General features: G+C 62.6%; 27 protein-coding genes. 9 read left to right on the plus strand and 18 right to left on the minus strand.

The annotated features are described in order from the left end of the window. The first annotated feature begins 8 nt into the window (after positions 1-8). Together ACZ445_RS03165 and ACZ445_RS03170 are read left to right on the plus strand one after the other, a co-directional pair. A complete protein-coding gene (locus tag ACZ445_RS03165; RefSeq protein ID WP_058423599.1) occupies positions 9-458 on the plus strand; it encodes a prepilin peptidase in 450 nt (149 codons plus the stop codon). A 125-nt stretch (positions 459-583) separates the two neighbouring features. Next, complete coding sequence (locus ACZ445_RS03170) at positions 584-1,372, plus strand: response regulator transcription factor (protein ID WP_310863279.1); 789 nt, start codon at positions 584-586, stop codon at positions 1,370-1,372. A 3-nt stretch (positions 1,373-1,375) separates the two neighbouring features. Here ACZ445_RS03170 and ACZ445_RS03175 read toward each other — a convergent pair whose 3' ends face one another. The 8 genes from ACZ445_RS03175 to cpaB are packed head-to-tail and all read right to left on the minus strand — an operon-like array spanning position 1,376 to position 8,794. Then, a complete protein-coding gene (locus tag ACZ445_RS03175) occupies positions 1,376-1,645 on the minus strand; it encodes a DUF3613 domain-containing protein (RefSeq protein WP_058423601.1) in 270 nt (89 codons plus the stop codon). 10 nt (positions 1,646-1,655) lie between these two features. After that, entirely contained in the window at positions 1,656-2,366 is a 711-nt protein-coding gene (locus tag ACZ445_RS03180) for a tetratricopeptide repeat protein (protein WP_058423602.1), read from the minus strand. Positions 2,367-2,376: 10 nt separating this feature from the next. Next, complete coding sequence (locus ACZ445_RS03185) at positions 2,377-3,264, minus strand: type II secretion system F family protein (RefSeq protein WP_179029302.1); 888 nt, start codon at positions 3,262-3,264, stop codon at positions 2,377-2,379. A gap of 1 nt (position 3,265) precedes the next feature. After that, complete coding sequence (locus ACZ445_RS03190) at positions 3,266-4,147, minus strand: type II secretion system F family protein (protein ID WP_058423604.1); 882 nt, start codon at positions 4,145-4,147, stop codon at positions 3,266-3,268. A gap of 10 nt (positions 4,148-4,157) precedes the next feature. Next, positions 4,158-5,429, minus strand: a complete 1,272-nt coding sequence (locus tag ACZ445_RS03195; protein WP_058423605.1) for a CpaF family protein — start codon at positions 5,427-5,429, stop codon at positions 4,158-4,160. Next, entirely contained in the window at positions 5,426-6,619 is a 1,194-nt protein-coding gene (locus ACZ445_RS03200; RefSeq protein ID WP_058423606.1) for a pilus assembly protein, read from the minus strand. Before ACZ445_RS03200 ends, ACZ445_RS03195 begins: the two co-directional genes overlap by 4 nt. After that, positions 6,616-7,833 (minus strand): type II and III secretion system protein family protein, encoded by a 1,218-nt coding sequence (locus ACZ445_RS03205; RefSeq protein ID WP_464707985.1) that lies wholly within the window; start codon positions 7,831-7,833, stop codon positions 6,616-6,618. The genes ACZ445_RS03200 and ACZ445_RS03205 overlap by 4 nt, the downstream gene beginning before the upstream one ends. 19 nt (positions 7,834-7,852) lie before the next feature. Beyond that, positions 7,853-8,794 (minus strand): Flp pilus assembly protein CpaB, encoded by a 942-nt coding sequence (gene cpaB, locus ACZ445_RS03210; RefSeq protein WP_464707986.1) that lies wholly within the window; start codon positions 8,792-8,794, stop codon positions 7,853-7,855. Between the two features lie 331 nt (positions 8,795-9,125). On the opposite strand from cpaB, the gene ACZ445_RS03215 reads away from it, so the two are divergent. Then, positions 9,126-9,323 (plus strand): Flp family type IVb pilin, encoded by a 198-nt coding sequence (locus ACZ445_RS03215; RefSeq protein ID WP_464707987.1) that lies wholly within the window; start codon positions 9,126-9,128, stop codon positions 9,321-9,323. A 54-nt stretch (positions 9,324-9,377) separates the two neighbouring features. Beyond that, positions 9,378-9,779 (plus strand): response regulator, encoded by a 402-nt coding sequence (locus ACZ445_RS03220; protein WP_464707988.1) that lies wholly within the window; start codon positions 9,378-9,380, stop codon positions 9,777-9,779. Between the two features lie 101 nt (positions 9,780-9,880). Here the strand turns inward: ACZ445_RS03220 and ACZ445_RS03225 are convergent, their stop codons facing one another. The 4 genes from ACZ445_RS03225 to ACZ445_RS03240 form a co-directional block, all read right to left on the minus strand. Next, positions 9,881-11,563: a ShlB/FhaC/HecB family hemolysin secretion/activation protein gene (locus ACZ445_RS03225; protein WP_464707989.1), complete on the minus strand. Its 1,683-nt coding sequence runs from the start codon at positions 11,561-11,563 to the stop codon at positions 9,881-9,883. A 185-nt stretch (positions 11,564-11,748) separates the two neighbouring features. Further along, complete coding sequence (locus ACZ445_RS03230) at positions 11,749-13,305, minus strand: collagen-like triple helix repeat-containing protein (RefSeq protein WP_464707990.1); 1,557 nt, start codon at positions 13,303-13,305, stop codon at positions 11,749-11,751. 301 nt (positions 13,306-13,606) lie between these two features. Further along, the gene (locus ACZ445_RS03235) at positions 13,607-14,455 is read right to left on the minus strand and encodes a MaoC family dehydratase (protein ID WP_464707991.1); all 849 of its coding nucleotides are present in this window, start codon (positions 14,453-14,455) and stop codon (positions 13,607-13,609) included. Between the two features lie 2 nt (positions 14,456-14,457). Continuing rightward, complete coding sequence (locus tag ACZ445_RS03240; protein WP_310863282.1) at positions 14,458-15,801, minus strand: 3-oxoacyl-ACP reductase; 1,344 nt, start codon at positions 15,799-15,801, stop codon at positions 14,458-14,460. A 105-nt stretch (positions 15,802-15,906) separates the two neighbouring features. Between ACZ445_RS03240 and ACZ445_RS03245 the strand changes: the two genes are divergently transcribed. Both ACZ445_RS03245 and ACZ445_RS03250 read left to right on the plus strand, forming a co-directional pair. Next, on the plus strand, positions 15,907-17,184 hold the full coding sequence (locus ACZ445_RS03245) for an acetyl-CoA C-acetyltransferase (protein ID WP_058423614.1): 1,278 nt from the start codon (positions 15,907-15,909) through the stop codon (positions 17,182-17,184). 124 nt (positions 17,185-17,308) lie between these two features. Then, positions 17,309-18,208, plus strand: coding sequence for a PA4780 family RIO1-like protein kinase (locus tag ACZ445_RS03250; RefSeq protein ID WP_014716761.1), 900 nt, complete (start codon positions 17,309-17,311; stop codon positions 18,206-18,208). Between the two features lie 133 nt (positions 18,209-18,341). Here ACZ445_RS03250 and cueR read toward each other — a convergent pair whose 3' ends face one another. The 3 genes from cueR to ACZ445_RS03265 form a co-directional block, all read right to left on the minus strand. After that, positions 18,342-18,743, minus strand: a complete 402-nt coding sequence (cueR, locus tag ACZ445_RS03255) for a Cu(I)-responsive transcriptional regulator (RefSeq protein ID WP_058423616.1) — start codon at positions 18,741-18,743, stop codon at positions 18,342-18,344. After that, positions 18,740-20,941 (minus strand): heavy metal translocating P-type ATPase, encoded by a 2,202-nt coding sequence (locus tag ACZ445_RS03260; RefSeq protein WP_310863284.1) that lies wholly within the window; start codon positions 20,939-20,941, stop codon positions 18,740-18,742. Before ACZ445_RS03260 ends, cueR begins: the two co-directional genes overlap by 4 nt. 66 nt (positions 20,942-21,007) lie before the next feature. Beyond that, positions 21,008-21,388 carry a hypothetical protein gene (locus tag ACZ445_RS03265; RefSeq protein ID WP_058423618.1) on the minus strand — a complete coding sequence of 127 codons (381 nt, stop codon included), beginning with the start codon at positions 21,386-21,388 and terminating at the stop codon, positions 21,008-21,010. Between the two features lie 147 nt (positions 21,389-21,535). On the opposite strand from ACZ445_RS03265, the gene ACZ445_RS03270 reads away from it, so the two are divergent. Together ACZ445_RS03270 and ACZ445_RS03275 are read left to right on the plus strand one after the other, a co-directional pair. Then, positions 21,536-21,733, plus strand: a complete 198-nt coding sequence (locus ACZ445_RS03270; protein WP_058423619.1) for a heavy-metal-associated domain-containing protein — start codon at positions 21,536-21,538, stop codon at positions 21,731-21,733. Positions 21,734-21,818: 85 nt separating this feature from the next. Then, the gene (locus ACZ445_RS03275; protein WP_464707992.1) at positions 21,819-23,012 is read left to right on the plus strand and encodes a multidrug effflux MFS transporter; all 1,194 of its coding nucleotides are present in this window, start codon (positions 21,819-21,821) and stop codon (positions 23,010-23,012) included. A gap of 8 nt (positions 23,013-23,020) precedes the next feature. Here ACZ445_RS03275 and ACZ445_RS03280 read toward each other — a convergent pair whose 3' ends face one another. The 3 genes from ACZ445_RS03280 to ACZ445_RS03290 all read right to left on the minus strand — a co-directional run bounded on the left by ACZ445_RS03280 (position 23,021) and on the right by ACZ445_RS03290 (position 24,683). Then, complete coding sequence (locus ACZ445_RS03280; protein WP_058423621.1) at positions 23,021-23,203, minus strand: hypothetical protein; 183 nt, start codon at positions 23,201-23,203, stop codon at positions 23,021-23,023. Between the two features lie 146 nt (positions 23,204-23,349). After that, positions 23,350-24,363 carry a zinc-binding alcohol dehydrogenase family protein gene (locus ACZ445_RS03285; protein ID WP_310863285.1) on the minus strand — a complete coding sequence of 338 codons (1,014 nt, stop codon included), beginning with the start codon at positions 24,361-24,363 and terminating at the stop codon, positions 23,350-23,352. A 26-nt stretch (positions 24,364-24,389) separates the two neighbouring features. Next, positions 24,390-24,683 carry a putative quinol monooxygenase gene (locus ACZ445_RS03290; RefSeq protein ID WP_058423623.1) on the minus strand — a complete coding sequence of 98 codons (294 nt, stop codon included), beginning with the start codon at positions 24,681-24,683 and terminating at the stop codon, positions 24,390-24,392. Between the two features lie 118 nt (positions 24,684-24,801). Between ACZ445_RS03290 and ACZ445_RS03295 the strand changes: the two genes are divergently transcribed. Then, positions 24,802-25,728 carry a LysR family transcriptional regulator gene (locus ACZ445_RS03295; RefSeq protein ID WP_058423624.1) on the plus strand — a complete coding sequence of 309 codons (927 nt, stop codon included), beginning with the start codon at positions 24,802-24,804 and terminating at the stop codon, positions 25,726-25,728. Positions 25,729-25,786 lie beyond the last annotated feature (58 nt).

Here is a 25,786-nt window from a genome sequence, read left to right on the forward strand (position 1 = left end):
TTTTTTACATGATCCATGGCGTGGTGATTCTGCTCTGGCTGGGACTGTGTGCGTTGCAGGATATGCGTCAGCGGCAAATTGCCAATGGCCTGACCCTGGGGGCGGCACTGCTGGCGCTGATCTTCTTGTTATGGACGGGCACGACCTGGCTCGGAGCGCCCGCCAGCGAGGGCGGCTGGGCCTTCGCTCTGGCCTTGCTGCTGACCTTGCCCGGCTATGCGCTGGGCCGCTTTGGCGCGGGGGATGTGAAGCTGCTGGCTGCCCTGGCCCTGGCCAGTACGTTGGACTATTTGCTGTGGTCGTTGATCGGTGCGGCGCTCCTTCAGGCGTGCTGGGTGCTTGTGAGTCAAAGGCTTAGGGCACGTCGAGGGAGGGCAGATGCGCAGGTATCAACCAAACAGCCCTTTGCCCCCTTTGTTTTGACAGGATTTGTGCTGTACTGGCTTTGGATCCATTAGTCGAACAACCGCTCTGCCGCTATGTACATAGTCGGAAAGTGCGTCTACGTTTATGAAGTATCCGTAAGTTATTTTTTGTCCAAATGGATGGGTCGCCCTTTGGCTTGCCAGGCATGGAGTAGCGCGTGAACAAGCTTACCTCGGCGGTAAAAGTGCTCGTGGTCGACGATCAGCCGTTGATCGTGGAAGAACTCTGCGAATTTCTTGAAGCCAGCGGTTACCGCTGCGTCCCCTGTGAGTCCAGCCGACACGCCTTGCAGCGCTTCAGCGAAGACCCCGAGATCGGCCTGGTGCTGTGCGACCTGCATATGCCGGACATGGATGGCATCGAACTGGTGCAGGCCATGCAGAAAGTGGCGGACAAGCAGCGTGCGTTCGAGGCGATCATGCTCACCGGGCGTGCCGACAAGCAGGATGTGATCAAGGCCCTGCGCGCAGGGATCTCGGATTACTACCAGAAGCCGATCAACCTCGATGAATTGCTCGAAGGCCTGCAACGCCAGGAAGCGGCGCTGGAGGAGCGGCAAAAAGAGCTGCACCTGGGGCACCTGAACCAGAAGCTGCAATACCTCTCCGAATCCATCAACGATTTGTACCAGGACCTCGACAAAGTGCGGCGCAGCCCTGGCGCTGGCTTGGCCGATGAGGGCGAGTTGGCTGCCGAAGAGACCGGGCCGATCGAAATCCCGACCATCTTCAACCAGCTGTCGCCGCGTCAGCTCGATGTTGCGCGCCTGGTGGGCAAGGGCCAGACCAACTACCAGATCGCCTGTGAACTGGGGATCACCGAAAACACCGTCAAGCTCTACGTGTCCCAGGTGTTGCGCCTCACCCATATGCATAACCGCACCCAACTGGCACTGGCCTTGTCGCCGAGTAATTCGGCGCTGCGGCAAAGGGTGACGGCGCACTGACGGTTACTGACTTTTCCCGCCCTTGGAAGCCCCCCCGGATTGCGACTCGAAGAACTCCGGAATTGGATGCTTGTTGCTGTCCAGCCAACGCTGCAAGGCCTGCTCCCGCTCTGCGGGCGTGGTCCGTTGTGGCGTGGCGGAAGCTGCGCGCCCATCGACCTGCAAGGCCATCCAGTTTTCGGTCTCCGCCTGGTAGGGGGACGATGGGCCAGGTTCGATGGCCAGTGCGCTCAGTGGTAGCAGCGCCAGTGCGATGAAGTAGTGTGCTTTCATCTTGCTCTCCTTACTTGAGGGTCACCGGCAGGGTCTCGCTGACCGCCGCGACTTTGCGTGTCGCCACGCCGGTGGCCTTGAGTTTCTCCGCGCGGGCCTGGGCCTCGGTGAACTGTTCGCGGCTCAGGCCCAACTGGCTGACGACCTTGGCCGCTTGCCCCCAGTCGTTCTGGTAGATCAACAGCGTGACCAGGTTGACGGCCGCCAGCGGGTCGCCTTGCTTGAGTTCGATGGCGGTCATGAATTCAAAGCGGGCGTCTTCCACCCGTAGTTGGTTGAGGTACACCACACCCAGGTCATTGCGGATCTTTTCATCAGTGGGTGCCAGCTGCGCAGCGCGTTGCAAGTGGGTCATGGCCAGGCCGTTGTCGCCCCTGGCGGCCGCCAATTGCCCGAGGCCGTGCTCGCCTTCGGCCGTCATGCAGGTGCCGAGCAGGCTGCGGTACAACGGCTCGGCTTCGCTGCGCCCGAGCAGGCGATAAGTGCGGGCCTTGCGCTGGCGCACCTGGGGCAGGGCCTCGGGCAGGTTTTGCAGGTTGGCCAGGCTGGCGTGCAGCTTGCCTTCGTTGGCCAGGTCATCGGACAGGTTCAGCGCCAGCTCCTGGTCCGCGCTCGGCTTGGTGCAACTGCCGGGTGAGGTCAGTGCCGCCCAGGGCGATTGGCCGTTGGTGGCGCAGCCGCCGAGCATCAACAGCGTCAGGCCGGCAATCAGTGCTTTCATCAAGGTCTCCTCAAAAGTGGCTCAACGCGCGGGCGATGCCGATAAAGGCCGGGCCGCCGAGCACGATCAACAAAGCGGGGAACAGAAACACCATCATCACTACCGACATTTTTGCCGACATCTTCGAGATGTATTCCTGCAAACGGGTCAGGCGTCGGTCGTCGAGCAGTTGCTTGAGGGCCAGCAGGGACTTCATCGCGCCGCCGCCCTGCTGGATCAATTGCTGGAGGATGATGCAGGTGTCGGTGAACTCATCCACCTCAAGCAGGCGCGCGGTCTTGCCCAGTTCTTCGCCCAGCTCCAGCCCCGAATCGACCCGTGCCAGGATCAGGCGCAGTTCATGCGTCAACGCGGGGAGCAGGCGTTGCGCTTCGTTGCCTACTACCCGCAGCGACTGTTCAATCGCCATGCCGGATTCGAACAGGATGCGCAGCAGTGGAATGAAGGTTGAAATTTCCTTGGCGATGGTCTGCTGGCGATACTTGGCCGCAGCGGCGAGTACGCGTTTGGGCAGCAGGTAGCCGATGCCCACGGCAAACATCGGCGCAATCCATGCGGGGGCCGCGTGCGGAAACAATAGCTGCTGGCCGAGCAGGGTGAGGCCCAGCAGCACAATTGGTGTACCGACCTGGAAGGCGGCGAACAGCGAGCGCTGGCTGGCCTTGCGCCAACCGATCCGGTTGAGGAGAACCTGAGTCTCGTTGTCCAGGCTGACCGAGCGCTGGGCCAGGGCGCTTCCCCCCAGTTGGCGCATGAAGCTACCGAGTTTGTGGTCGCTGGCCGTCCGCCCTTGCAAGCGCTCGACGACCCGTCGATCACGCCGGCGATGTTCAAGCACCTGGCCTCCCACCAGTACCGCGGCGGATAGCAACAACAGGGCGCAGGCCAGCAGCACCATTTCAGACACTCCTCAACATGCGCCACATGACGAAGGTACCCGTCAGGTCCATCCCCAGCGCGGCGAATAGCATGATGCGCCCGGTGCCGTCGTTCCACATGGTCATCAAGTATTGCGGGTTGACCATCATGAAGTAGCCCACGATCAGGATGGGCAGCCCGCCCAGTACATAGGCGGTCATGCGCGTTTCACCGGTCATGGCCTTGAGTTGCCTCGCGCCTTGTTCGCGCTCGCGAATCATCTTGATCAGGTTTTCCAGCAGTTCGCTGGCGTTGCCGCCGTAGCGGTGGTTGACCTTCAGGCCGAGGGCGAACAGGCGGAATTCGTCCTGCTCGTAGAACTCGGCAAAGTCGCTCACCGAGTCCGGCAGGCTGACCCCCATGCGCACGTTGCGCTGCACGCGGGCCATGGCGTCCTTGAGTGGGTTTTCAACGCCCTCGACGCCGCCCAGTACCGCGTCCGCCAGGGTCCGGCCGGACTTGAGGCTGCGTACGCTATGGTCGAGCAACTGCGGCAGTTGCTCGACCATGCGCTGCACGCGCCGTTGATAACGCCAGCTGATGTACATGCGCAGTACCAGGGGCGGCGCCACGACCATTGCGATCAACCCAAGCCCGTCGGCCAGCAGCCAGCCGAACAACGCGCCGATCACCCAGGCGCTCAGCCACAGGCCCAGGCGGTCGGTGGGTTTGCCCAGCCCGGCACGCTGGAACATGCGCTCAAGAGCGGTCCACTTGGTGTTCGGTTCCTGTGCTTGCGGCTGGCCGTCACCCAGGCGCTCCAGCACGCGGTCTGTCTGGGCTTTGCGCAGGCCATGCTGAAACTGCCAGAACGACAGGCCGATCAACAGCAGGCAGACAAGCAACAATACCGGTCCTGTCATCACCCGCTCCCTAGGACTGCAACGCCGATTCTCGGCGCAGTTTGTCGCCGGCCGGGTTGAGGGCTTCGCGCAGGAAGCCAAAGCCGGTGCGCCGGTCCAGGCGGAACAGAGTGTTGGTGACGTACACGTCATCACGCACACCGACCACTTCCACCACTTCGCTCACGCAGCGACGCCCATCGGGCATGCGCGTCAGTTGGATGATCACGTCCAGTGCGGCGCAGATCATCTGGCGCAGGGTTTTTTCGGCGATTGCCCGGCCGGTCAGGCCCACCAGGGTTTCCAGGCGCAGCAACGCATCCTGGGCGTTGTTGGCGTGCACGGTGCTCATGGAACCGTCGTGGCCGGTGTTCATCGCCGTCATCACGTCGAGCACTTCGACACCACGGATCTCGCCAAGGATGATGCGGTCCGGGCGCATCCGCAGGGCGTTGCGGATCAGGTCGCTGGACTTGACTTCGCCGTGGCCCTCGGCGTTGGGCGGCCGGGTTTCCAGGCGTACCACGTGGGGGTGGCCCAATTGCAATTCGGCGACGTCTTCGATGGTCACCAGGCGCTCGTGGGGGTTGATCAACTGGCTGAGGATATTCAGCAGCGTGGTTTTGCCGGTGCCGGTACCGCCGCTGATCAGGATATTGCAGCGCTTGCCCACGGCCTCCTGGAAGAACTCGAAAATGCTCTGGTCGATGGTCTGCATGGCGACCAGATCGCTGCTCTTGAGCATGTCCTTGCGGAATTTTCGAATCGACAGGCACGGTCCGTCCAGGGCGATCGGCGGGATGATCGCATTGACCCGGCTGCCATCGGGCAGGCGCGCATCCACCATCGGCGAAGACTCGTCCAGGCGCCGGCCCAGCGGTGCGAGGATGCGTTGCATCACGCGCTCCACGTGGTGGTCGTCGATGAAGCGCAGGTCGCTCTGGTGCAGCAAACCATCACGCTCGATGAATACCCGATGCGGCCCGTTGACCAGGATCTCGGTCACCGAAGTGTCACGCAGCAGCACCTCCAGCGGGCCGAAACCGGTGAGTTCGTCGACGATCTCTTCGGCCAGGCGCTCCGTTTCATAGCGCGAGATCGCCAGGCGCATGCGCGTGATGTACTCGGAGACTTTGTCGACGACGAATTGCGCCAGGGACTGGCGCGTGCCTTCGAGCAGGTTCTTACCCGACTCCTCGATGGCGTCGATGATGTAGCGATGCAGCACCAGTTTCAGGCCATCGTGATCGGTGTTGCCACCGGCAGCGCGGGCGGGGCCGCCAAACAGTTTTTCGCCGCTCATCGTCCGGACCCCAGGAAGCGTTCAAACCAGCGCATCGAGGGCTTTGCCAAACCCTCGGAGCGTTTTGCCAGGCGCTCGCCCAAGGCACGTACGGCCTGGGTCAAGGGTTCGCGTGGCGCCAGGGCGAACAGGGTCTGACCCTGGTTTTTCACATTCAGGCGCAATTCGGCGCTCAGCGGCAGCACGGCGACGCATTCGAGGCCGAAGCTCTTTTCCAGGGCTTCGGTGTCCGGCGCGCAGGCTTTGATATAGCGGTCCACCACCAGCTTGGCGTGATCGAGCTTCATGCCTTTCTCGCGCCAGCGGTTGATCACTGCCAGGTTGCGGCGGCAGTCCAGCACGTTCTGATCGGTACACCACAGCAGTTTGTCGCAATGGCCGACAAAGGTGCGCAGGGCTTCGCTGTCGGGCTGACCGGTAATGTTCACGACGATGTGCTGGAAGTGTTGGCGCAAGGCGCTGAGCAACATGTACAGCTCGGCGGCGCTGGTGAGTTTGAGCGGTTCGTCACCGGTGGCGTACGCCAGGATGCGCAGGCCATCCAGGGCGGTGGTGAACGCGCTGTTGATCATGGTGGTGTCGAGGCGGCGCAGATGCCGCAGCGCATCGCCGAAATTGAACGTGCTCTCCAGGCCCAGCAGCGCCAGGCTGTCGCTGCGTGGCAGGCCCAGGTCGAGCAGCAGGGTCTGCTGCCCGCTCTTCTGCACCACCAGCGCCAGGTGGGTGGCCAGCATCGCTCCATCGGCGTTGCTCTGGGTGCCGAACAGTACGGTCAGGCCACCCAGTTGGGCGTTGGATGTCACGGTCGGCAGGCGCTTGCTCAGGCGCCGCACCAGGCCGGCCACTTCGCTGGAGCGTGAGCCGTAGGCGACAAAATCCCGAGCGCCGGCACGCATGGCATTCAGCACAAGCTGGTTGTCCATGCCATCGCCGAGGGCAACCACGGCGAGCATCGGCTTGGCTTCCAGCGCCCCTTCGATCAGTGCGCTCTGGGCCACCAGGTTTTCGCGGTCCAGGCCGATGAACACCAGGTTGGCGAAGGTCACGTCGGCCAGTGCCAGCAGTTCGTCCAGGCTGCCGGTGCCGGCGCTTACCACTTGGCCAAGCGGTGCAAGGGCTCCCTGCAGCCACTCAAGGTCGGTGGTGTTGCGGGTGATGGCGAGGAAGGTCTGGCTCAGGCTATCGCTCATTGGGAAAGTCCACTGCGACGGTCGAAGTTGCCGTTTTCCAGGAAGAACAGCCGGTACCAGTTCGGGTCGTAGTTGCGCAGTTTTTCACCCGGCAAGGACGGCAATTGGGCGTTGGCGGCCAACGGCTGCACCAGGTGCGGGGTGACGATCATCAGCAGTTCTTTTTCTTCGCGACTGATTGTGGAGTCGCGGAAGAACGCGCCGAGGATCGGGATATCGCCCAGCCCCGGGAATTTGTCGATGGTCGAGCGGTTGTTGGTGCTGATCAGGCCGCTGATCACAAAGCTTTCGCCATCGGCCAGGGACACGCTGGTGTCGGTGCGGCGTACGGTCAGGGCCGGCACCTGGATGCCTTGGATCTGCACCGCGTTGCTGTAGTCCAGCTCGCTGACTTCCGGCGCTACCTTGAGGGTGATGCGGTTGCGGTCGATCACCGTGGGTGTCAGCGTCAGGCGGATGCCGAACTCCTTGTACTCGATAGAAATGGTGTCGCTGCCGGAACTGGGCACCGGGATCGGTACTTCACCGCCGGCCAGGAAGGACGCGCTTTGCCCGCTCATGGCCACCAGGCTTGGGCGTGCCAGGGTGTAGGCAAAGCCGCTGCGCTCCAGGGCGTTGATCATGGCCTTGACCCGGCCTCCGCCGAAGCCGACGTTGAAACTGTCCGTGCTCACCGGCAGTTTGAACACGCCTTCCGAGGGGGACAGGATGTTGGGGCTGCCGAGGAAAAAGTTTGCACCCGTGCCCAACAGCTTGGTGCTGGCTTCCTTGAGCTTGCTGCGGCTGACTTCCACAAAGCGGATATCGGTTTGCACCTGGCTGGGCAGCAACGGGTCTTGCGAGGGCGACAGCGACACGCTGGTCAGCGCCGAGGTGGCCTTGCCCTTGACGAACACCATGCTCTGGCGCGGCGCGCTGGCGCAGGCGGTCCACACCAGCAGGCTGGTGGCGCCGCTGCTGACACCGGTGAGCAGGAAGTTACGGTCACCGTTGACCCGCACATCGGCGATCTTCGGGTCGCCGATGGCCAGGCGCGTGATTGCCACGGGGGATTGCAGTTCCTGTTGCAGGCCTTCTCCCACCTCGACCACGGCGGGCAATTGGCCCAGGGCGCTGCAATTACCCGGCGCTGCCAGAGCCATGCCGATCGGCAGGCTCGACAGCGTCAAGGCGCAGGCCAACTGCGTGAACATGGGTGCGTAGCGACGGCTCATTCAAGGCATCCTTGCTCGATCACGGGGTTTGTGGGGCCGCTTGGGCGCCGCGAATCACTTCGATGCCACGGCGCACACCAGGCCCGCCGCCAACCGGCGCGATGCGTTTGGGCGGGCCGGTCAATGCCAGCTGAGTGTATTGGTAAAGGTCGCGGTTGGCAGTTTCCAGCTTCTGCGCGGTGTCATCTTCACCGGCCCAGTAGCGGCTGAGCAGTTGCTCCTCGGCACTGCGCACGGCCAGGCGCAAGGTCCCGGCTTGCGCCGCGAGCATCAGGCGGCTTAATAAAGGCTCCGGCACGGCCAGCACCACGGTGCGTGCGGCGAGTCGGCGCTGTATGGCCTGGGCGCGTTCTTCGGCAGTCGCTGGCGGTAGTACTGCCGGCTGGCCATCGTTGGCCAGGCCCAATTGATCGCCGACGCTGAGCAGACGCATGGCCGGCAGGACGATCTGGGCCGACTGTTCGGCGTTGCCGGCATCCTGGCGCAGGAACAGCAGCACATCCACGTAATCACCGGGGCTCAATTGGCCTGCGGCGCCGACCACCTCGTCCACGGCCACGGCCAGCGCGCGCTCGTTGGGGCGGATCATGCGCGAGAGGGGGCCGCCGGCGTTGAAACTGTCCTCGTTGAGCCAGGTACCGGCGCCGAGGGCTCTCAGGGGGATGCGGCCGATGGCCTGGTCGAGCTGGGTCAGGCTGCCGGCGGGCGCGGTGCGCAGTTTCTCGACGGACAGGTCGGCGGCGGTCAGTGGCGTAAAGGCAGGCACGTCATGCCGCAAGACGACTACCGGCTGGCGCGTTTGGTCTTCAGCGGCGGCGAGGGTTTTTTCAACGGAAACGACAGGTGCGGCAGGCACTGCGACGGGGTCGGGTGCGCGGCTCAACACAAGGCCCCAGTACCCGGCAATCAATGCCCCGATCAGCAACAAGCCGGCCAGGACCATGCTGATGCGACTGTTCATGACGGCTCTCCCTTTCCCGTTGCACTGCACACCCTGTTAATCCAAACGGGTTAATCCGCAACCTGGCTGTGATGAACATCTAACGATTTGGCTATTTGAAGGTAGCTCAGCTAGGACGAAATGCCATTACCGCTGGAAAAAATTATCTGAACTAAAAAGTGGTCCTTTTGAATTGCGCTTCTGTGGCGTCAACCTTACGACTAATACTTTGTGATTAATGCGTTCTTACAGTTGTGAGGCCGGGGTTTGTTGACAATGCTCTAGTGGCACGCCGCGATCATCTGGTGGTAGAGCCCTTCCGGCTTTCAGTGGCGTTTTAGGGAGAAGTCTTATGTTCCTCGACCTGATGTTGAAATTTTATGTGCAAACGCAACTATTTCTTAGGCGCAAAGAGGGTGCCTCCGGTATTGAGTACGCAATTATCGTCGCGCTGGTCGCACTTGTTATTGTCGGCGCCGGCTCTGGACTTGGCGCTAAAGTTGCCTCCGTGTTCAACTCGATTGCTAACAAGATGACGACTGCGACCTGAGTTCACTCAACTTGCGGCTGTCGTTGCGGCGGCCCACTCTCTTCAGGTATGGCTATGAGCGAATGGTCTTCTCCGCGCCAGCAAATTCTATTGGTGGACGATGAAGAGGATGCCCTGATCGAACTCGCCGAATCCCTCGAAAACGAAGGGTTTGTGTGTTTCACCGCCAACTCCGTCACGTTCGCCCTGCAAGAATTGACACTTCACCCCGACATTGCCCTGGTGATCACCGACCTGCGCATGCCCGAGGAAAGTGGCATTTCCTTGATCAAGCGCCTGCGCGAACACACCTCACGCTCGCACTTGCCGGTGATTGTGATGTCGGGTCATGCCGAAATGGATGATGTGAGCGACATGCTGCGTCTGCAGGTGCTGGACCTGTTTCGCAAGCCGATCTACCTGGTGCGGTTGATCGATACGTTGAACAACCTCTTTCCCCTTCCCAAAACGGTGTAGTGAGCTGGCCTGGTAAAAGCGGGAGTGCTGCGCACTCCAACGCGGGACAAGCCCGCTCGCCACAGCAAGCGGGCTCACCACTGTGGCCCGCTCATCACAAGTCAGAGCTGGTAGCTGAAGTTCAGCGAATAGCGCGGTCGCCGATCGAAGCTGTCCAGGGCTTCGTCCGACATCGGCTTGGCGGCTTCCAGCGCGATGTTGTAGTACTTGGTGTCGCCAAAGCGCAGGCCCAGCGCCGCCGATGACAGGTCATTGCCCTTGACCGGCAGGTCGTTGAACCAGGTCTTGGCGCGGTCGAACACCACATAGGGTTGCAGGATCCTCACCCAATCACCGGCGCGGTTGTAGCTGTAGTTGACCTCGTAAGCCACGCCCCAGCCTTTGTCGCCCGAGCCTTGGTCATCGGGGTAGCCGCGGCCGAAACTCTGCCCGCCGAACGTGGCGCGCTCGCTGTCCGGCAGGTAGTCGTTGCTCCAGTAGAGCGCGCCGGACAGCACGCCTTGCCAATTGCCGAACAGCTTGTTGCTCTGCACGCCGGACAGGCGCAGGCGGAAGAAGTCGAGGTCGGGCTTGAGGCCGCCGAAGTCGGTGCGCGTCTTGGCACCCATGCCGTTGATGCCTTGGTAGAGGCCGCCGCTGATGATGCGCAACTGCGTGCTGTCGGCTTTGCGCCAGTCGCCCTCGAAGGCCAGGGCGCGCAGGTTGGTTTCCAGCTCGAAACGCTGAGGGAAACCGCTGAGCTTGTACCGGGTGGTCTGGTCGACGGCGTAGAGGCGGGCGCCGACGTTCAGCGATTCGCCGGGTGAGGCGATGAAGGGGTGGCTGAGGCCAATGGAGTAACGGTCGATTTCCTGGTGCGGCTTGAGTTCCAGGCCATCGCCCAGTTGCAGGCTGGTGCTTGGGTCGGCGCGGTAGCGTTCGCCCGAGAGAGCAAGTTGGGTGCCTTCGGCATTGAGGAACTGGCTATAGGTCGCGCGGTAGTAGTGCTCTTTATCCTGGCCCGGCGGAAACAGGCCACTGATGCTCAGTTGCTCGCCCATGGAGGTCCACGAATTGCTGGTGCCGGTCAGCAGCGCCTGGGTGCCGCCACGGCTGGCCTGGTTGAGGCTCATGCTGGTGGTGACGGGCTTGCGGCTGGCGGTGACTTGCATATGAGTGCCGCCATCGGTGGTGCTGGGGGGTGGCACTTGAGCCTGCACGGTCAGGCCTGGGATCGCACTCATCAGCGTGGTGTAGCGCTCGAAGGTCTTGCGCGTGAGCGGGCGTTCGGCCTGGAGTTTCCCCGCCAGTTTGTCGACATAGGAGGAGACTGATCCGATGTCGCCTTGCAGTTGGTAATCGCGGATGTAGCCCTCCACCAGCACCACCTGCACCAGGCCGCCTTCGAAGTGTTGTTCCGGCAGGAAGGCATAAGACAGCAAGTAGCCGTCCTCCTGGTAGCGCCGGGTGATGCTGCGGGTGGCTTCGATCAATTGCGCCAGGTTGGTTTCATGGCCAATCAAGGGCGCGAATGCCTGGGCGACGTCCTTGAGTGGGTAGACGGTGCCGCCGTCGATCTGCAGTTTGCGAATGGTGACCTTGGTGTCCATCATCAACGGCTGCCCGGCGGTGGGTGCCGGCGTTGGCACCTGGGTGGGCGTGGCGGCGGGCCGGTAGGCGTCGACGGGCAGGTTGGGCACGGGCAGGTTGCGGATGGTGTCGTTGCTATTGAGGAAAGTGGGTAGGGTATCGGCGTGGGCGTAAGCACTGAGGGTGAGCAATAGCAACGGCGTCAAAGCGCGCATAGGACACTCCATGGTCAAAACTGCAGCAGCGTTTCGCAGATTCCCGCCGGGCTCTGGGGGCGCGGTTCGGGTGTTTCCAAGGGTCGATCATTGACCCAAAAAAAGACGAGAGACTTAGTGGGGTCTCTCGTCTCAACCAAGCGTAGGCGCTGTAGGTGAGGCCGTCTAATCGGCCAGGTGCAATTCTATTTTGTGCCGCTCAGGCCACCCAACAGCCCGCCGAGAACACCACCGTTTGCATTGGCGCCGGCCCCTGCGCCCGCCGAGGCACCGGCACCCACATTGAGGCCACCGCCGAGCAAGCCACCACCGGTGCTGGTGCCGCCGGTGACCAGGCCGCCGATCGACGCCACGGTGCCACCCACTGCGGTCACGGTACCGCCCAGGGCGTTGGTGACCGGGTTGGCGTGGGTGGCGCTGATTTGCCCGCCCAGGCTGCTGACGGCGCCACCGACATTAGCGACCAGGCCGTTCACCGGGCCACCCAGGCCGGTGGCGTTGCCGACGTTTTGCGTCAAGCTTTGCACACCGCTGGTGACGGGGTTCAGTGCGCCGCCGATCTGGCTGGTCAGCCCTGCAATGGGGGCGCCGGCTGCCATGTTTGGAGCGCCGCTGCCGCCGAGGAGGGTACCCAGGGAGGCCACGGTGGTGCCGGCTTTGACACCGGTGACGCCGGTCGCGCTGACCACGCCATTGCTGCTGCCTGTATCCAGGCCGCTACCGGCACCGGCAATCACGCCACCGATCAGTTCAGGCAGGCCCAACCGGTTGATGCTGCCGCCTGTACCGCCGCCGCTGTTGCCACCGTTGTTGCCGTCATTCGGGTCGACATAACCGCCCGCCTTGCTCACCACGGTGCCGACGCCATTGAGCACATTGCCCACCGCACCCGTCACAGGGTTGCCAGTGCCACCTGCGCCGGTGACCTTATCGCCCAGGCCGTCGACGGTATCGCCGACTTTTTGCAGCAGCCCACCCACAGGCTTATCAAGACCGGTCGCGGTGCCGACTTTGCCGGTGGTGTTTTCCACCAGGGATACCACCGGCACCAGCACTTTCGCGCCGACGGTGTTGGTCACCGATCCCAATGGGCCGGTGGTGCTGGCGGTGCTCAGGGTGTCGCCCAGCATGGTCACGGCATTACCGACCTTGCCGACGACGTTGCCGACTACCGGGGCCGCGCCGCTGACGACCGGCACTTTACCCAGCAGGGTGGCGACGTTGCTACCGGTCACGGTCACGCCATCGCCCAGGTCGGAAACCCCGTTGGCCACGCCGGCGACGGTTTTGCCCAAGGCATTGCTGTCCGTGCCAAGCGAGCCCAGGCCATCGGACAGGCCGGTGCCGATGCTGCCGACCGCGTTGCCGGTGGCATTCACCAGGCCGCCTGCAGTGGCGCCAACGATTGGCAGGCTGCCAAGGGTGGTGCCCAGGCTTCTGACGGTGCCGCCGAGGTCGGTCACGGTATTACCGAGGGTGTCGACCACGGTGGCGGTGACCAAGGGGGTCGTGCCGCCGCCTGGGTTGGTGCCAGGATCGGTGCCAGGATCGGTGCCGGGGTTGGTCCCTGGGTTGGTTCCTGGGTCGGTGCCGCCTGTCCCGCCACCCGCACTTGCACCCGCACCCGAGGAGGATCCACCACTGTGATGCCCGCCACCACCGCTGCTGCAGCCGCCGAGTGCCAGTGCTACTGCCAGGGCCAGCGCGGTACTTGCTTTCCAAAACACGACTTGAGTTTTCATGATTGAGTTCCTTGCACCTGTACAACCTTGGTTGTCTTCAAGCGCTCGCTACTTCTGGGGATAGCGATGCGTTTGTCCGTGTGGCTATAACAGCCCCGGCAGTGCGTTCTCTCAATGCTCTACTTGGTATTAACGATTTATATACAGCAGCGGTGTACCGGTTAAGCGACTAATGCCAAGGGTATAAGGGAAGGATGTATCAAGATGTATATATTTTATAAATCAATTAGTTAAATAAAAAAGCGGACTTCATAAAGTCCGCTATTACTTAGGGTGTATATATACAATTAATCTTTTTGTTTCAGGCGATCGGCCGCCACTTGCCTACCATATGTTCAATATCGCCCGGGCCTTTCAACCACAACGCTCCGCTGGAACCGGCGGTGCTGGCCAATAACGTCACTTCACCGGGCAGGCGCACGGGTTTCCTGAACTCGATGTCGATCTCGATATTGGCAGCGGGTAGGTGCTCGCCGAGGGCGGCAAGGGTACGCGCCTTGTTCCACAGCCCATGGGCGATGGCCTGGGGGAAGCCGAACAGCTTGGCGGTCAGGGTGCTGAGGTGGATCGGGTTGTAATCACCGGAGACTCGCGCATAACGACGGCCGATATCGGGGGGGGCCTTCCAGCGGGTCAGTTCGCTGACCTGAGCGGGAGACGGCTGGGTGATAGCTTCTGTCTCGCCTTCCAGCTTCACGCCCCGGCACAGCATGCGGCTTTCGGCTTCCCACAACAGGCCGAGGGAATCTTCAACCGTGGTGATCAGGTCAAAGGTCGCGCCCTTGGGGTGGGGCTTGAGGTTCTGCGCGTGTACAGCCACAGACAGGTCGCTCACACCCCCCAGGGGGCGATGAATGCGGATGCGGTTACTCAGGTGAATCAGCCCCAGCAGCGGGAACGGAAAACTCTTATCGGTGAGCAACTGCATCTGCAAACCGAACGCAAGGATATGCGGATACGTCGCCGGCAGGATCGGACTGTCGGCAAAGCCGCAGACCTTGCGATAGGCCGCTACCCGCTTGGGGTCGATGCTGACCCGGCAGCGCAACCCGTGCTCGGGCAGCGTGCGGCCGGTGATCTTGCGCTTGAGGGCCGCACGCCAATACAGCGGCGGCAGAGACGGTGCACTGTCTAACGTCTTCCATTGCATGGTTACGCCCCCAGCAGACTTTGCCCACACACCCGCAGCGCTTGCCCGCTGACCGCACCGGAACCCGGTTGGCCCAGCCAGGCCACCGCTTCGGCGACGTCCTGCGGCAGGCCGCCCTGGCCCAACGAACTCATGCGTCGCCCGGCCTCACGCAAGGCGAACGGGATATGCGCGGTCATCTGGGTTTCGATAAACCCCGGCGCCACGGCGTTGATACTGATGCCGCGCGCCTTGAGCAGCGGCGCCCAGGCCTGTGCGAGGCCGATCAAGCCGGCCTTGCTCGCCGCGTAGTTGGTTTGCCCACGGTTGCCGGCGATGCCGCTGATCGACGCCAGCAGCACCACGCGGGCGTTGTCATGCAGGGTGCCGCTGTCGAGCAGCGCCTTGGTCAGGACCTGCGGTGCATTGAGGTTGACCGCCAGCACCGCGTCCCAGTATTCCGGGGTCATGTTCGCCAGGGTTTTGTCACGGGTGATACCCGCGTTGTGCACCAGGATATCCAGGCCATCGGGCAGGTGTTCGATCAATTGGGTGGCGGCGTCTTCGGCGCAGATATCCAGCGCCACGGTACGTGCACCCAGGCGTGCGGCCAGGGCATCGAGGTCGGCCTTGGCCTGGGGCACGTCGAGCAGGATCACCTCGGCGCCGTCGCGGGCGAGGGTTTCAGCAATGGATGCGCCAATGCCACGGGCGGCGCCGGTGACCAGCGCCTTGCGCCCGGCCAGCGGCCGTGTCCAATCTTCCACCGGTGTAGTGCAAGCCTCCAGGCGGATCACCTGGCCGGAGATATAAGCGCTTTTCGGCGAGAGGAAGAAGCGCAGGGCGCCTTCCAACTGGTCTTCGGCACCGTCACCGACATACAGCAATTGCAGCACGCCACCGTTGCGCAACTCCTTGGCCAGCGAGCGGCTGAAACCTTCCAGGGCGCGCTGGGCACTGGCGGCGAACGGATCGCCGAGGCTTTCCGGCGCACGACCGAGGATCACCAGGTGTGCGCTGTTATCCAGGTTTTTCAGCAGCGGCTGGAAGAACTCGCGCAGTTGCTTGAGCTGGTCGGTGTGTTGCAAATCGCTGGCGTCGAACACCACGGCCTTGAGTTTGGGACCGTGCCCGGGAATCCACGTCGTCGTTTCAGTCCCGTAGGTGTAAATGGCATCGGTGAGTCTGTTGGCAAACGCCTGCACCTTGCTGACCAGTGCACCGCCGCCCAGCAGCAATGCGCCTTCCACCGGGCGCAGGCGCCCGGCCTGCCAGCGTTCCAGGCGTACCGGCGACGGCAGGCCAATGGCGGCGACCAGGCGATGGCCGAGGCTTGAGTTGGCGAAGTCGATATAACGGTCAGACATGGAACGCTCTCCGAAGGCTGGGGTTCAAAGGGTTGACCATCCCAGGGTAGCAGTCGTTCGACTAGGCTCAGTAATCCAGCCCACAACAGACAGAGGGAGCTTTCCATGACTCAATTGCGCCGTGTAGCGATCATTGGCGGTAACCGCATTCCTTTCGCCCGCTCCAATGGCCCCTATGCCACGGCGAGCAACCAGGCAATGCTGACCGCGGCCCTCGAAGGCCTGATCGAACGCTACAACCTGCACGGCCTGCGCCTGGGCGAAGTGGCTGCCGGCGCGGTGCTCAAGCATTCGCGGGATTTCAACCTGACCCGCGAATGCGTACTGGGCTCGCGCCTGTCGCCGCAAACCCCTGCCTATGACATTCAACAGGCCTGCGGCACCGGCCTGGAAGCGGCGTTGCTGGTGGCCAACAAGATTGCCCTGGGCCAGATCGAGTGCGGGATTGCTGGCGGCGTCGACACCACCTCCGACGCGCCGATCGGGGTGAATGAAGGGCTGCGCAAGATTTTGCTGCAAGCCAACCGCAGCAAGTCCATGACGGATAAATTAAAAGTCCTGTTACAACTTCGTCCCCATCACCTCAAGCCGGAACTGCCGCGCAACGGCGAACCGCGTACCGGTTTGTCCATGGGGCAACATTGTGAATTGATGGCGCAGACCTGGCAGATTCCCCGCGCCGAGCAGGACCAGTTGGCCCTGGAAAGCCACCAGAAAATGGCCGCCGCCTATGCCGAGGGCTGGCACAACGATCTGCTCACGCCCTTCCTGGGCCTGACCCGCGACAACAACCTGCGTCCCGACCTGACCCTGGAAAAACTCGCCGCCCTTAAACCCGCCTTCGAACGCAGCGCAAAGGGCACGCTTACCGCCGGCAACTCCACGCCGCTCACCGATGGCGCATCGCTGGTGCTCTTGGGCAGCGAAGCGTGGGCCAAAGAGCGCGGCCTGCCGATCCTCGCGTATCTGCGCGATGGCGAAGCGGCGGCGGTGGACTTCGTCAACGGCGCCGAAGGCCTGCTGATGGCGCCTGTGTATGCGGTACCGCGCTTGCTGGCGAGGAATGGTCTGACGCTGCAGGACTTCGATTACTACGAGATCCACGAAGCCTTCGCTGCCCAAGTGTTGTGCACGCTCAAGGCCTGGGAAGATGCGGACTACTGCAAGACGCGCCTGGGACTTGACGCCCCCTTGGGTTCCATCGACCGTAGCCGCTTGAACGTTAAAGGCAGTTCCCTGGCCGCCGGCCATCCGTTTGCCGCCACCGGTGGGCGTATCGTCGCCAGTCTGGCCAAGTTGCTGGATGCGGCGGGCAAGGGGCGTGGGCTGATTTCGATCTGCGCGGCGGGCGGTCAGGGGGTTACGGCGATCATTGAGCGATGAAACTGGCATATTGGATGCATTCTTAAGTGATCAACGGTCGCTAGCCTCTCCCACCGGCGAGCTGATTGCCGTATAACGAGTGCCATACGCGTGTTTGGTAATACAGGACCCACAATAAAAGCTGATGAAGACTCCTAAACGCATTGAACCCCTGATCGAAGACGGTCTGGTCGACGAAGTGCTGCGCCCACTCATGAGTGGTAAAGAAGCAGCTGTTTATGTGGTGCGCTGCGGCAACGAATTGCGTTGCGCCAAGGTTTACAAGGAGGCGAACAAACGAAGTTTTCGTCAAGCGTCCGAATACCAGGAAGGCCGTAAGGTCCGTAACAGCCGGCAGGCCCGGGCCATGGCCAAGGGCTCCAAGTTCGGCAAGAAAGAAACCGAAGATGCCTGGCAGAACGCCGAAGTAGCGGCGTTGTTCCGCCTGGCCGGTGCGGGCGTCCGCGTGCCCCAGCCGTTCGACTTCCTTGAAGGCGTGCTGCTGATGGAACTGGTGGCCGACGAGTACGGCGATGCGGCGCCGCGTCTGAACGACGTGGTGCTGGAACCGGACCAGGCGCGCGAATACCATGCCTTCCTGATTTCCCAGATCGTGCTGATGCTGTGTACCGGCCTGGTGCACGGTGACCTGTCTGAGTTCAACGTACTGCTCACGCCCACCGGTCCGGTGATTATCGACCTGCCCCAGGCGGTGGATGCGGCGGGCAACAACCACGCGTTCAGCATGCTGGAGCGTGACGTGGGCAACATGGCTTCCTATTTCGGGCGTTTTGCCCCGGAATTGAAGAAGACCAAGTACGCCAAGGAGATGTGGGCGCTGTACGAAGCCGGCACCCTGCACCCGGCCAGCGTCTTGACCGGCGAGTTCGACGAGCCGGAAGAACTGGCGGACGTCGGCGGTGTGATTCGCGAGATCGAAGCGGCGCGGCTGGATGAAGAGCGTCGCCAGGCGATTCGCGCGGCGGACGATGCGCCGCCGAGCAAGGTGCCGGACGAACCGCCGCCGCCGCCGTGGATGCAGTGATTTCCAGATAACTGGAAATCACAATGTGGGAGGGGGCTTGCCCCCGATTGCAGTGGGTCAGCTACAGATAAGCCGGCTGATCCACCGCTATCGGGGGCAAGCCCCCTCCCACATTGGATTTTTGTACATTCGGTCAGGCGCAGCAGCTTCCGGAAGCCAACTCCTTGAGAATCGGACAATCCGGCCGATGATCGCCCTGGCAGTGTTCCACCAGGTCCTGCAAGGTATCGCGCAACTGCCCCAGTTCCAGGATCTTCTGGTTCAGCTCATCGATATGCTGGCGCGCCAAGGCTTTTACATCGGCGCTGGCCCGTTGCCGGTCCTGCCACAGGGTCAGCAGCTTGCCGACTTCCTCCAATGAAAACCCCAGGTCACGCGAGCGTTTGATAAACGCCAGGGTGTGCAAGTCATCCGCGCCGTACACGCGATAGCCACTGTCGGTGCGGTGGGCGGCCTTGAGCAGGCCGATGGATTCGTAGTAACGAATCATTTTGGCGCTGAGCCCGCTCTGGCGTGCGGCTTGGCCGATATTCATGGGCGTTGATCCTCCAAATCCTTGGGTTTCCAAGTCTTCAACAGTAAGGCATTGCTGACCACGCTGACACTCGACAAGGCCATCGCAGCACCGGCCAATACCGGGTTGAGCAGGCCGAATGCGGCCAGTGGAATGCCGATCAAGTTATACACAAAGGCCCAGAACAGGTTCTGACGGATCTTGGCGTAGGTCTTGCGGCTGATCTCCAGGGCTGCCGGAACCAGGCGCGGGTCGCCGCGCATCAGGGTGATACCGGCCGCGTGCATGGCCACGTCGGTGCCACCGCCCATGGCGATGCCGATATCGGCGGCGGCCAGGGCCGGGGCGTCGTTGATGCCGTCGCCGACCATGGCCACCACGCCGGTTTTTTTCAGCTCGGCGACCGTAGCGGCTTTGTCGGCGGGCAGCACCTCGGCGTGCACATCCTCTATGCCCAAGGCCTCGGCGACCACGCGGGCGCTGCCGCGATTATCGCCGGTGAGTAAATGACTGCTGATGTGCCGGGCCTTGAGTTGCTGTACCGCCTCCAGCGCGCCGGGCTTGAGCGTATCGCCAAAAGCGAACAGCCCCAGCACTCGCGGTTGGGCGCCTTGCGCGATCAGCCAGGACAAGGTGCGGCCTTCGGCCTCCCAAGCCTTGGCCGAGTCCGCCAGGCCCCCCGCGTTCAAGCCGTTTTCTTCAAGCAGGCGGCGATTGCCCAGGGCCAACTGCTGGCCATTCAGCGTGCCAGCGATGCCGCGGCCGGCCAGGGATTGGCTGGCCGTCACATCGGCTACCTCCAACCCTTGCTCGCTACAGGCATCCAGTACGGCTTTGGCCAAAGGGTGTTCACTGCCGCGTTGCAGCGCGCCGGCGTGTTGCAGCAGCAGCGCTTCATTGCCGTCCACGGCGGCCAGATGGGCGATTTTCGGTGCGCCGGAGGTGAGGGTGCCGGTCTTGTCGAAGACCACGGCGCTCACTTCATGGGCGCGCTCCAGGGCTTCGGCGTCCTTGATCAGGATGCCGTGGCGGGCGGCAACCCCGGTGCCGGCCATGATTGCGGTGGGTGTGGCCAGGCCCAAGGCACAGGGGCAGGCGATCACCAGCACAGCCACGGCATTGATGATCGCGGTCTCCAGGGAAGCACCGTACAGCCACCAGCCCACCAGGGTGATCAACGCCAGCACCAGCACGGCCGGGACAAACACCTGGCTGACTTTGTCCACCAGCTTCTGGATCGGTGCCTTGGCGGCCTGGGCGTCTTCCACCAGACGGATGATCCGCGCCAGTACGCTTTCGGCGCCTAGGGCCAGGGTGCGCACCAGCAGGCGACCTTCGCCGTTGATGGCGCCACCGGTGACTTTGTCGCCAGGTTGCTTCGGCACCGGCAGGCTTTCGCCGCTGATCAACGCTTCGTCGGCGTGGCTTTGGCCTTCGACCACTTCACCGTCCACCGGGAAGCGTTCGCCGGGTTTTACCAGCACCAGATCATTGAGTTTCAGAGCGTTGATGGCGACATCCTCTTCGCGACCGTCGAGCACTCGAATCGCCCGCTCGGGGCGCAGGGCTTCGAGGGCGCGGATGGCACTGGCGGTCTGGCGTTTGGCGCGGCTCTCCAGGTATTTGCCCAGCAGCACCAGAGCGATCACCACCGCCGAGGCTTCGAAGTACAGGTGCGGCGCCATGCCAGGGTGAGCGGTGAGCCATTCGTAAATACTCAGGCCGTAACCGGCGCTGGTGCCGATGGCGACCAGCAGGTCCATATTGCCGGCACCAGCGCGCACGGCTTTCCAGGCGGCAATGTAAAAGCGTGCGCCGAAGATGAATTGCACCGGCGTGGCCAGGGCGAACTGCGCCCAGGCCGGCAGCATCCAGTGCAGGCCGAAGGGCTCCACCAGCATCGGCAACACCAACGGCAGTGCCAGCAGGATCGCCAGCAGCAACGACCACCGCTCGCGGTGCAGGCGCCGGGCCTGATCGGCATCGGTGGCGGTTTCGCTTTGGGGCAGGCTGGCGGTGTAGCCGGCTTTGTCGACGGCAGCGATCAGCACGCCGGGGTCCATCTGGCCGAGCACTTCAACATGGGCGCGTTCGTTGGCCAGGTTGACGCTGACGCTTTGCACCCCCGGCACCTTGCCCAGCGCGCGCTCGACCCGGCCGGCACAGCTGGCGCAGGTCATGCCGCCGATGGGCAGGTCAAAGGTGGTGTATCCATTCATGGGGCAGTCCTCCAGGAGAAGTTGCCCCTAGCATCAACCTTGACCTGTGGGGAAGGTCAAGCGCCTTCAGTATTCCAATGCGGCGGGCTTGAGGTACATGCCGTCCGGGCCCTGGGCAATGCGCAACTTGCGCACATCACCGACCTTGAGCGTGATGTTCTGCGCAGGCGGCGCCAGCAGGCCCGGCAGGCAACCCGGGGCCTGGCCCGGCAGCAGCTTCAAACGCAGGGACAGGTTGCCCGCCGGCAGGTTGAACGAAGTGGCCTGCTCCTGGAACAGCCGGCCCGCCAACTGGTCATTCAGGTACAGGCCGATCTCGCAGTTGGTCGGCACTTCCAGGCGCTCGCGGGAAATGATCAGCACCGCATAGTCTTCTGCGGCGAGGGCTTGGGGCGCAGCGGCCGACAGGCTCATCAGGCCGGCAAGGGCAAAAAACGACCAGCGCATGGCGAATGCTCCGTGGTGTGAATCGACGATGGGTGAAGCTTGGCCTTTGAAGCGGCTAAATACCAGCCCGGCAGATATTTCCAGAACTTGACCTTGCCATGGTGGCAAGGTCGAGACTCGGCTCAATCTCATCAAAGGAGTCATGTCATGCAAGTATTCAGCGTTGAAGGAATGACCTGCGGCCATTGCGTTCGCGCGGTGACCCAGGCAGTGCAGAGCCAGGACCCGGCGGCCAGCGTGAAGGTCGACCTGGCGGCAAAGGAGGTGGGCGTTGAAAGCCGCTTGTCTGCCGAGCAAGTGATCGAGGCGATCAAAGAAGAGGGCTATAGCGCCAAGCTCGCCTGACGTGGACAAATAGTTAGCGAGCTATCGTGTTCAATGCACCCAAGCGCGGCTAGACTATCGGGCTGCCGACTCACTTGGGTGCCCGATGAACCTCCGCATAATCCTGATCCTGGGTGCCTTGAGCGCCTTCGCGCCGCTGGCCATCGACTTTTACCTGCCGGGTTTCCCGGCCATGGCCAAGGCCTTCGCTACCGATGAAAAACACATCCAGCTGACCCTGGCGGTGTACTTCGGCGGCCTGGCCATCGGCCAATTGATCTACGGCCCACTGGCTGATCGCTTCGGTCGGCGCGGCCCGCTGCTCAGCGGCGTCACCTTGTTCACCTTGGCTTCCTTCGCCTGTGCCTTTGCGCCTTCACTGGAATGGCTGATTGGCGCGCGTTTCGTGCAAGCCCTGGGTGGCTGCGCGGGCATGGTGATTTCCCGCGCCGTCGTCAGCGACAAGTGTGACGCTGTCGGCTCGGCCAAGGTGTTTTCCCAACTGATGCTGGTCACTGGCCTGGCGCCGATCCTCGCACCGCTGGCCGGTGGGTTGATGGTGGGGCTGTGGGGCTGGCAGTCGATTTTCCTGGCGCTGTCGATATTCAGCGTAATGGCGGCCATCGCGGTCGCCGTCGGGCTGCCGGAAACCTTTCCGGCCCATCAGCCGCGCCAGCCTTTGTCCGGCTCGTTGCGTCGCTATGCGGCCTTGTTGTCGGACCGTGTCTACTTGGGCTACGCCCTCACCGGGGGTATCTCGATTGCCGGGATGTTTGCCTACATCGCCGGTTCACCTTTCGTGTTTATCCAACTTTACGGCGTGCCTGCCGAGCATTACGGCTGGCTGTTTGGCTCCAACGCTGCGGGCTTTATCCTGGTGGCCCAGGTGAATGCGCGGCTGCTGTCCAAACGCGGGCCGGCCTTTCTGCTGTCGCGCAGTGTGTGGGTTTACCTGTTGGCGGCGTTGACGTTGCTGGGCATCGCGGCGTTGCGTTCCGATGCGCTGTGGCCATTGCTGGTGCCGCTGTTTATCTGCATCGCCAGCCTGGGCTGCATTTTGCCCAATACCTCGGCCTGCGCCATGAGCGGGCAGGGCGCACGGGCCGGTAGCGCTTCGGCGTTGCTTGGCTGCATTCAGTTTGGCGTGGCGGCGGGTGCCGCTTCGTTGGTTGGCGTGTTGCACGACGGTACGGCAATGCCGATGGCCATGGTCATCAGCTTGTGCGGTGTACTGGCGGTGACGATTGCGATGTCGACCCAGCGCCTGCAACGCAAACGGGCCTTGCAGGCGCAGGTCTGAAGAGCGGGTCAGCCAGCGGCAGAACGGTGCTGGCTGATGGGGAAACGGTGGGGCGCCTGGATACGGGCTTGCAGGGTGTCGGCAAAGGCACGGGCCTCGGCCTCGGTGCGGAAGGTGAAGGCGTCCTGGTCGAGACGCACCTGCCATTTATTGCCTGCGGATTTTGCTAACGCTTTTATCAGGATTTTCATTGCTGACTTCCTCACGTAAAAGAATCGTGGCAAAGGCCGCCAATATAAACCCGAATACGCTCACACATATGACAAAGATCAACTCTCTGACTAGCGGTGTCGTCCATTACTCACATGAATAATGGACGACACTGACAGCCTTTTTTTCAGAACCCTTCGAGAACGATCTTGCCCTTGGCCTTGCCGCTTTCCAGCAGCGCATGGGCACGGCGCAGGTTGGCCGCATTGATCACGCCGAAGTGTTCGCCTACCGTGGTTTTCAGGGTGCCGGCGTCGATCAGTTCGGCCACGCGGTTGAGCAGGTTGTGCTGCTCGATCATGTCGGGCGTCTCGAACATCGAGCGGGTGTACATGAACTCCCAGTGCAACGACAGGCTCTTGCGCTTGAGCTTGCTGACGTCCAGCGCCTTGGGATCGTCGATCAGCGCCAGCTTGCCCTGGGGTTGCAGAGCCTCGACCAGTTGGTCCAGGTGATGATCGGTCTGGGTCAGGCTGGCGACGTGGGTCACGTGCGGGTGGCCGGCGGTTTTCAGCGCTTCGCTCAGGGGCTGGCTGTGGTCGATCACCAGGTCGGCGCCCAGGTCCCTGGCCCACGCCTGGGTTTCCGGGCGCGAAGCGGTGCCGATCACTTTCAAGGCGGTGAGCTGGCTGGCCAATTGGGTCAGGATCGAGCCCACACCACCGGCGGCACCGACGATCAGCAGGCTCTGGCCTTCATCCTGTTTACCCTCACGCACTTGCAGGCGTTCGAACAGCAACTCCCAGGCGGTGATTGCCGTCAGCGGCAGCGCGGCGGCTTCAGCAAAGCCCAGGCTTTTCGGCATATGTCCGACGATGCGCTCATCCACGGTGTGCAGTTCGCTGTTGCCACCCGGGCGCACCAGGGACCCGGCGTAGAACACCTTGTCACCGGCCTTGAACAGCGTCACGTCGCTGCCGACGGCCTTGACCACACCGGCCACATCCCAGCCCAGCACCTTGGCGGCGCCGTTTTCCGGGGCGACGTTCTGGCGCACCTTGGTATCCACCGGGTTGACCGAGATGGCTTTGACTTCCACCAGCAGGTCACGCGGGCCGGCGACGGGGGCTGGCAACTCGATGTCTTGCAAGGCGTTTGGATCGTTGATCGGCAGTGAGGCGTAGTAGGCAATGGCTTTCATGGAGGCTCCGGAAAAAAAGGTGGCGATCAGGCAAGAAATTTCAGGCGCTTGAGTTCGAAGTGTTCGATCACATCAGCGGCCTTGGCGCGAAAGTTTTGGATATGCGCGCTCTGGTCGTGGTCGGCGAGCGCCGCGTCGTCGCTCCAGCGTTCGAGCATGTAGAAGGTCTCGGGATGTTGCAGGTCCTGGTGCAGGTCGTACTGTTCGCAACCGGCTTCCAGGCGCGTGGGTTCCAGCAGGTCGCGCAGCAAGGGTTCCAGGGTGGCCTGTTGGCCGGGTTTGGCGATCAGCGTGGCAATGACGTTAAAGGCAGTGGACATATTCAACTCCAGACACGTGATGAACGGGATGCACAGATGATTGGCTATTTCCCGCGCAGATAAAAGCGGCTAAAACAGCAGGCTGTTTCAATAAAATTTTGATAATGGGTGGGAATGCATGCTGCGCTTTGATGATTTGCAATTGTTTGTACGGGCGGCAGACCTGGGGAGCCTGTCCGCCGCCGCGCGGGTGATGGATTTGTCGCCCGCCGTGGCCAGCGCCGCGCTTAAGCGTATCGAACAGCAACTGGGCACGCGCTTGCTGGCGCGTTCCACCCGCAGCCTGCGCCTGACCGCCGAAGGCGAGGGCTTCCTGGAATATGCCCGCGCAGCGCTGAGCTCGCTGGACGAAGGCCGCCGTTTATTGGCCAGCGGCCAGGACCATGTCAGCGGTGTGCTGCAACTGTCGGCCCCGTCGGATTTTGGGCGTAACCAGTTGCTGCCGTGGCTGGATGAATTTCAGCGTGAGTACCCACAACTCACCGTGCGCCTGCTGTTGGGCGATCGGATTGCCGATCTGTTTCGCCAGCCGGTGGATATTGCCCTGCGTTACGGTGAGCCCGAAGACTCGAGCCTTATCGCACTGCCCGTTGCGCCCGATAACGTACGGGTGCTGTGCGCCTCCCCCAGCTACCTCGCACGTTATGGTCAGCCTCGGCACCTGGAGCAGTTGGCCCAGCATAATTGCCTGCTCTATATGCTCGGCAGCCGGGTCCACGACCACTGGACCTTTCACGATGGTAAACGCGAGGTCAGCCTGACGGTGACCGGCGACCGCTTCAGTGACGATGCCGACGTGGTCCGCCGTTGGGCGGTGGCGGGCGTGGGGATTGCCTACAAATCCTGGCTGGATGTCAGCACCGATGTGCTCGCGGGGCGCTTGCGCCTGATCCTGCCGGAGCTGCGTGGTGAGCGCACGCCGCTCAATCTGCTGTGTGCCCATCGTGCGCAACTGAGCAAACCCATCAACCTGTTGCGGGAAATGCTCGTGTCTCGCTGTACGACGTTGACCGCTCAATTGCCGGAGCGATTGAACGCGATGTAACGCCCTCCATCACAGCAGGAAATTTCATTCAGGGCCTGTCCCTATCCACGCTGTCAGA

The sequence above is a fragment of the Pseudomonas allii genome (genome assembly GCF_055380095.1).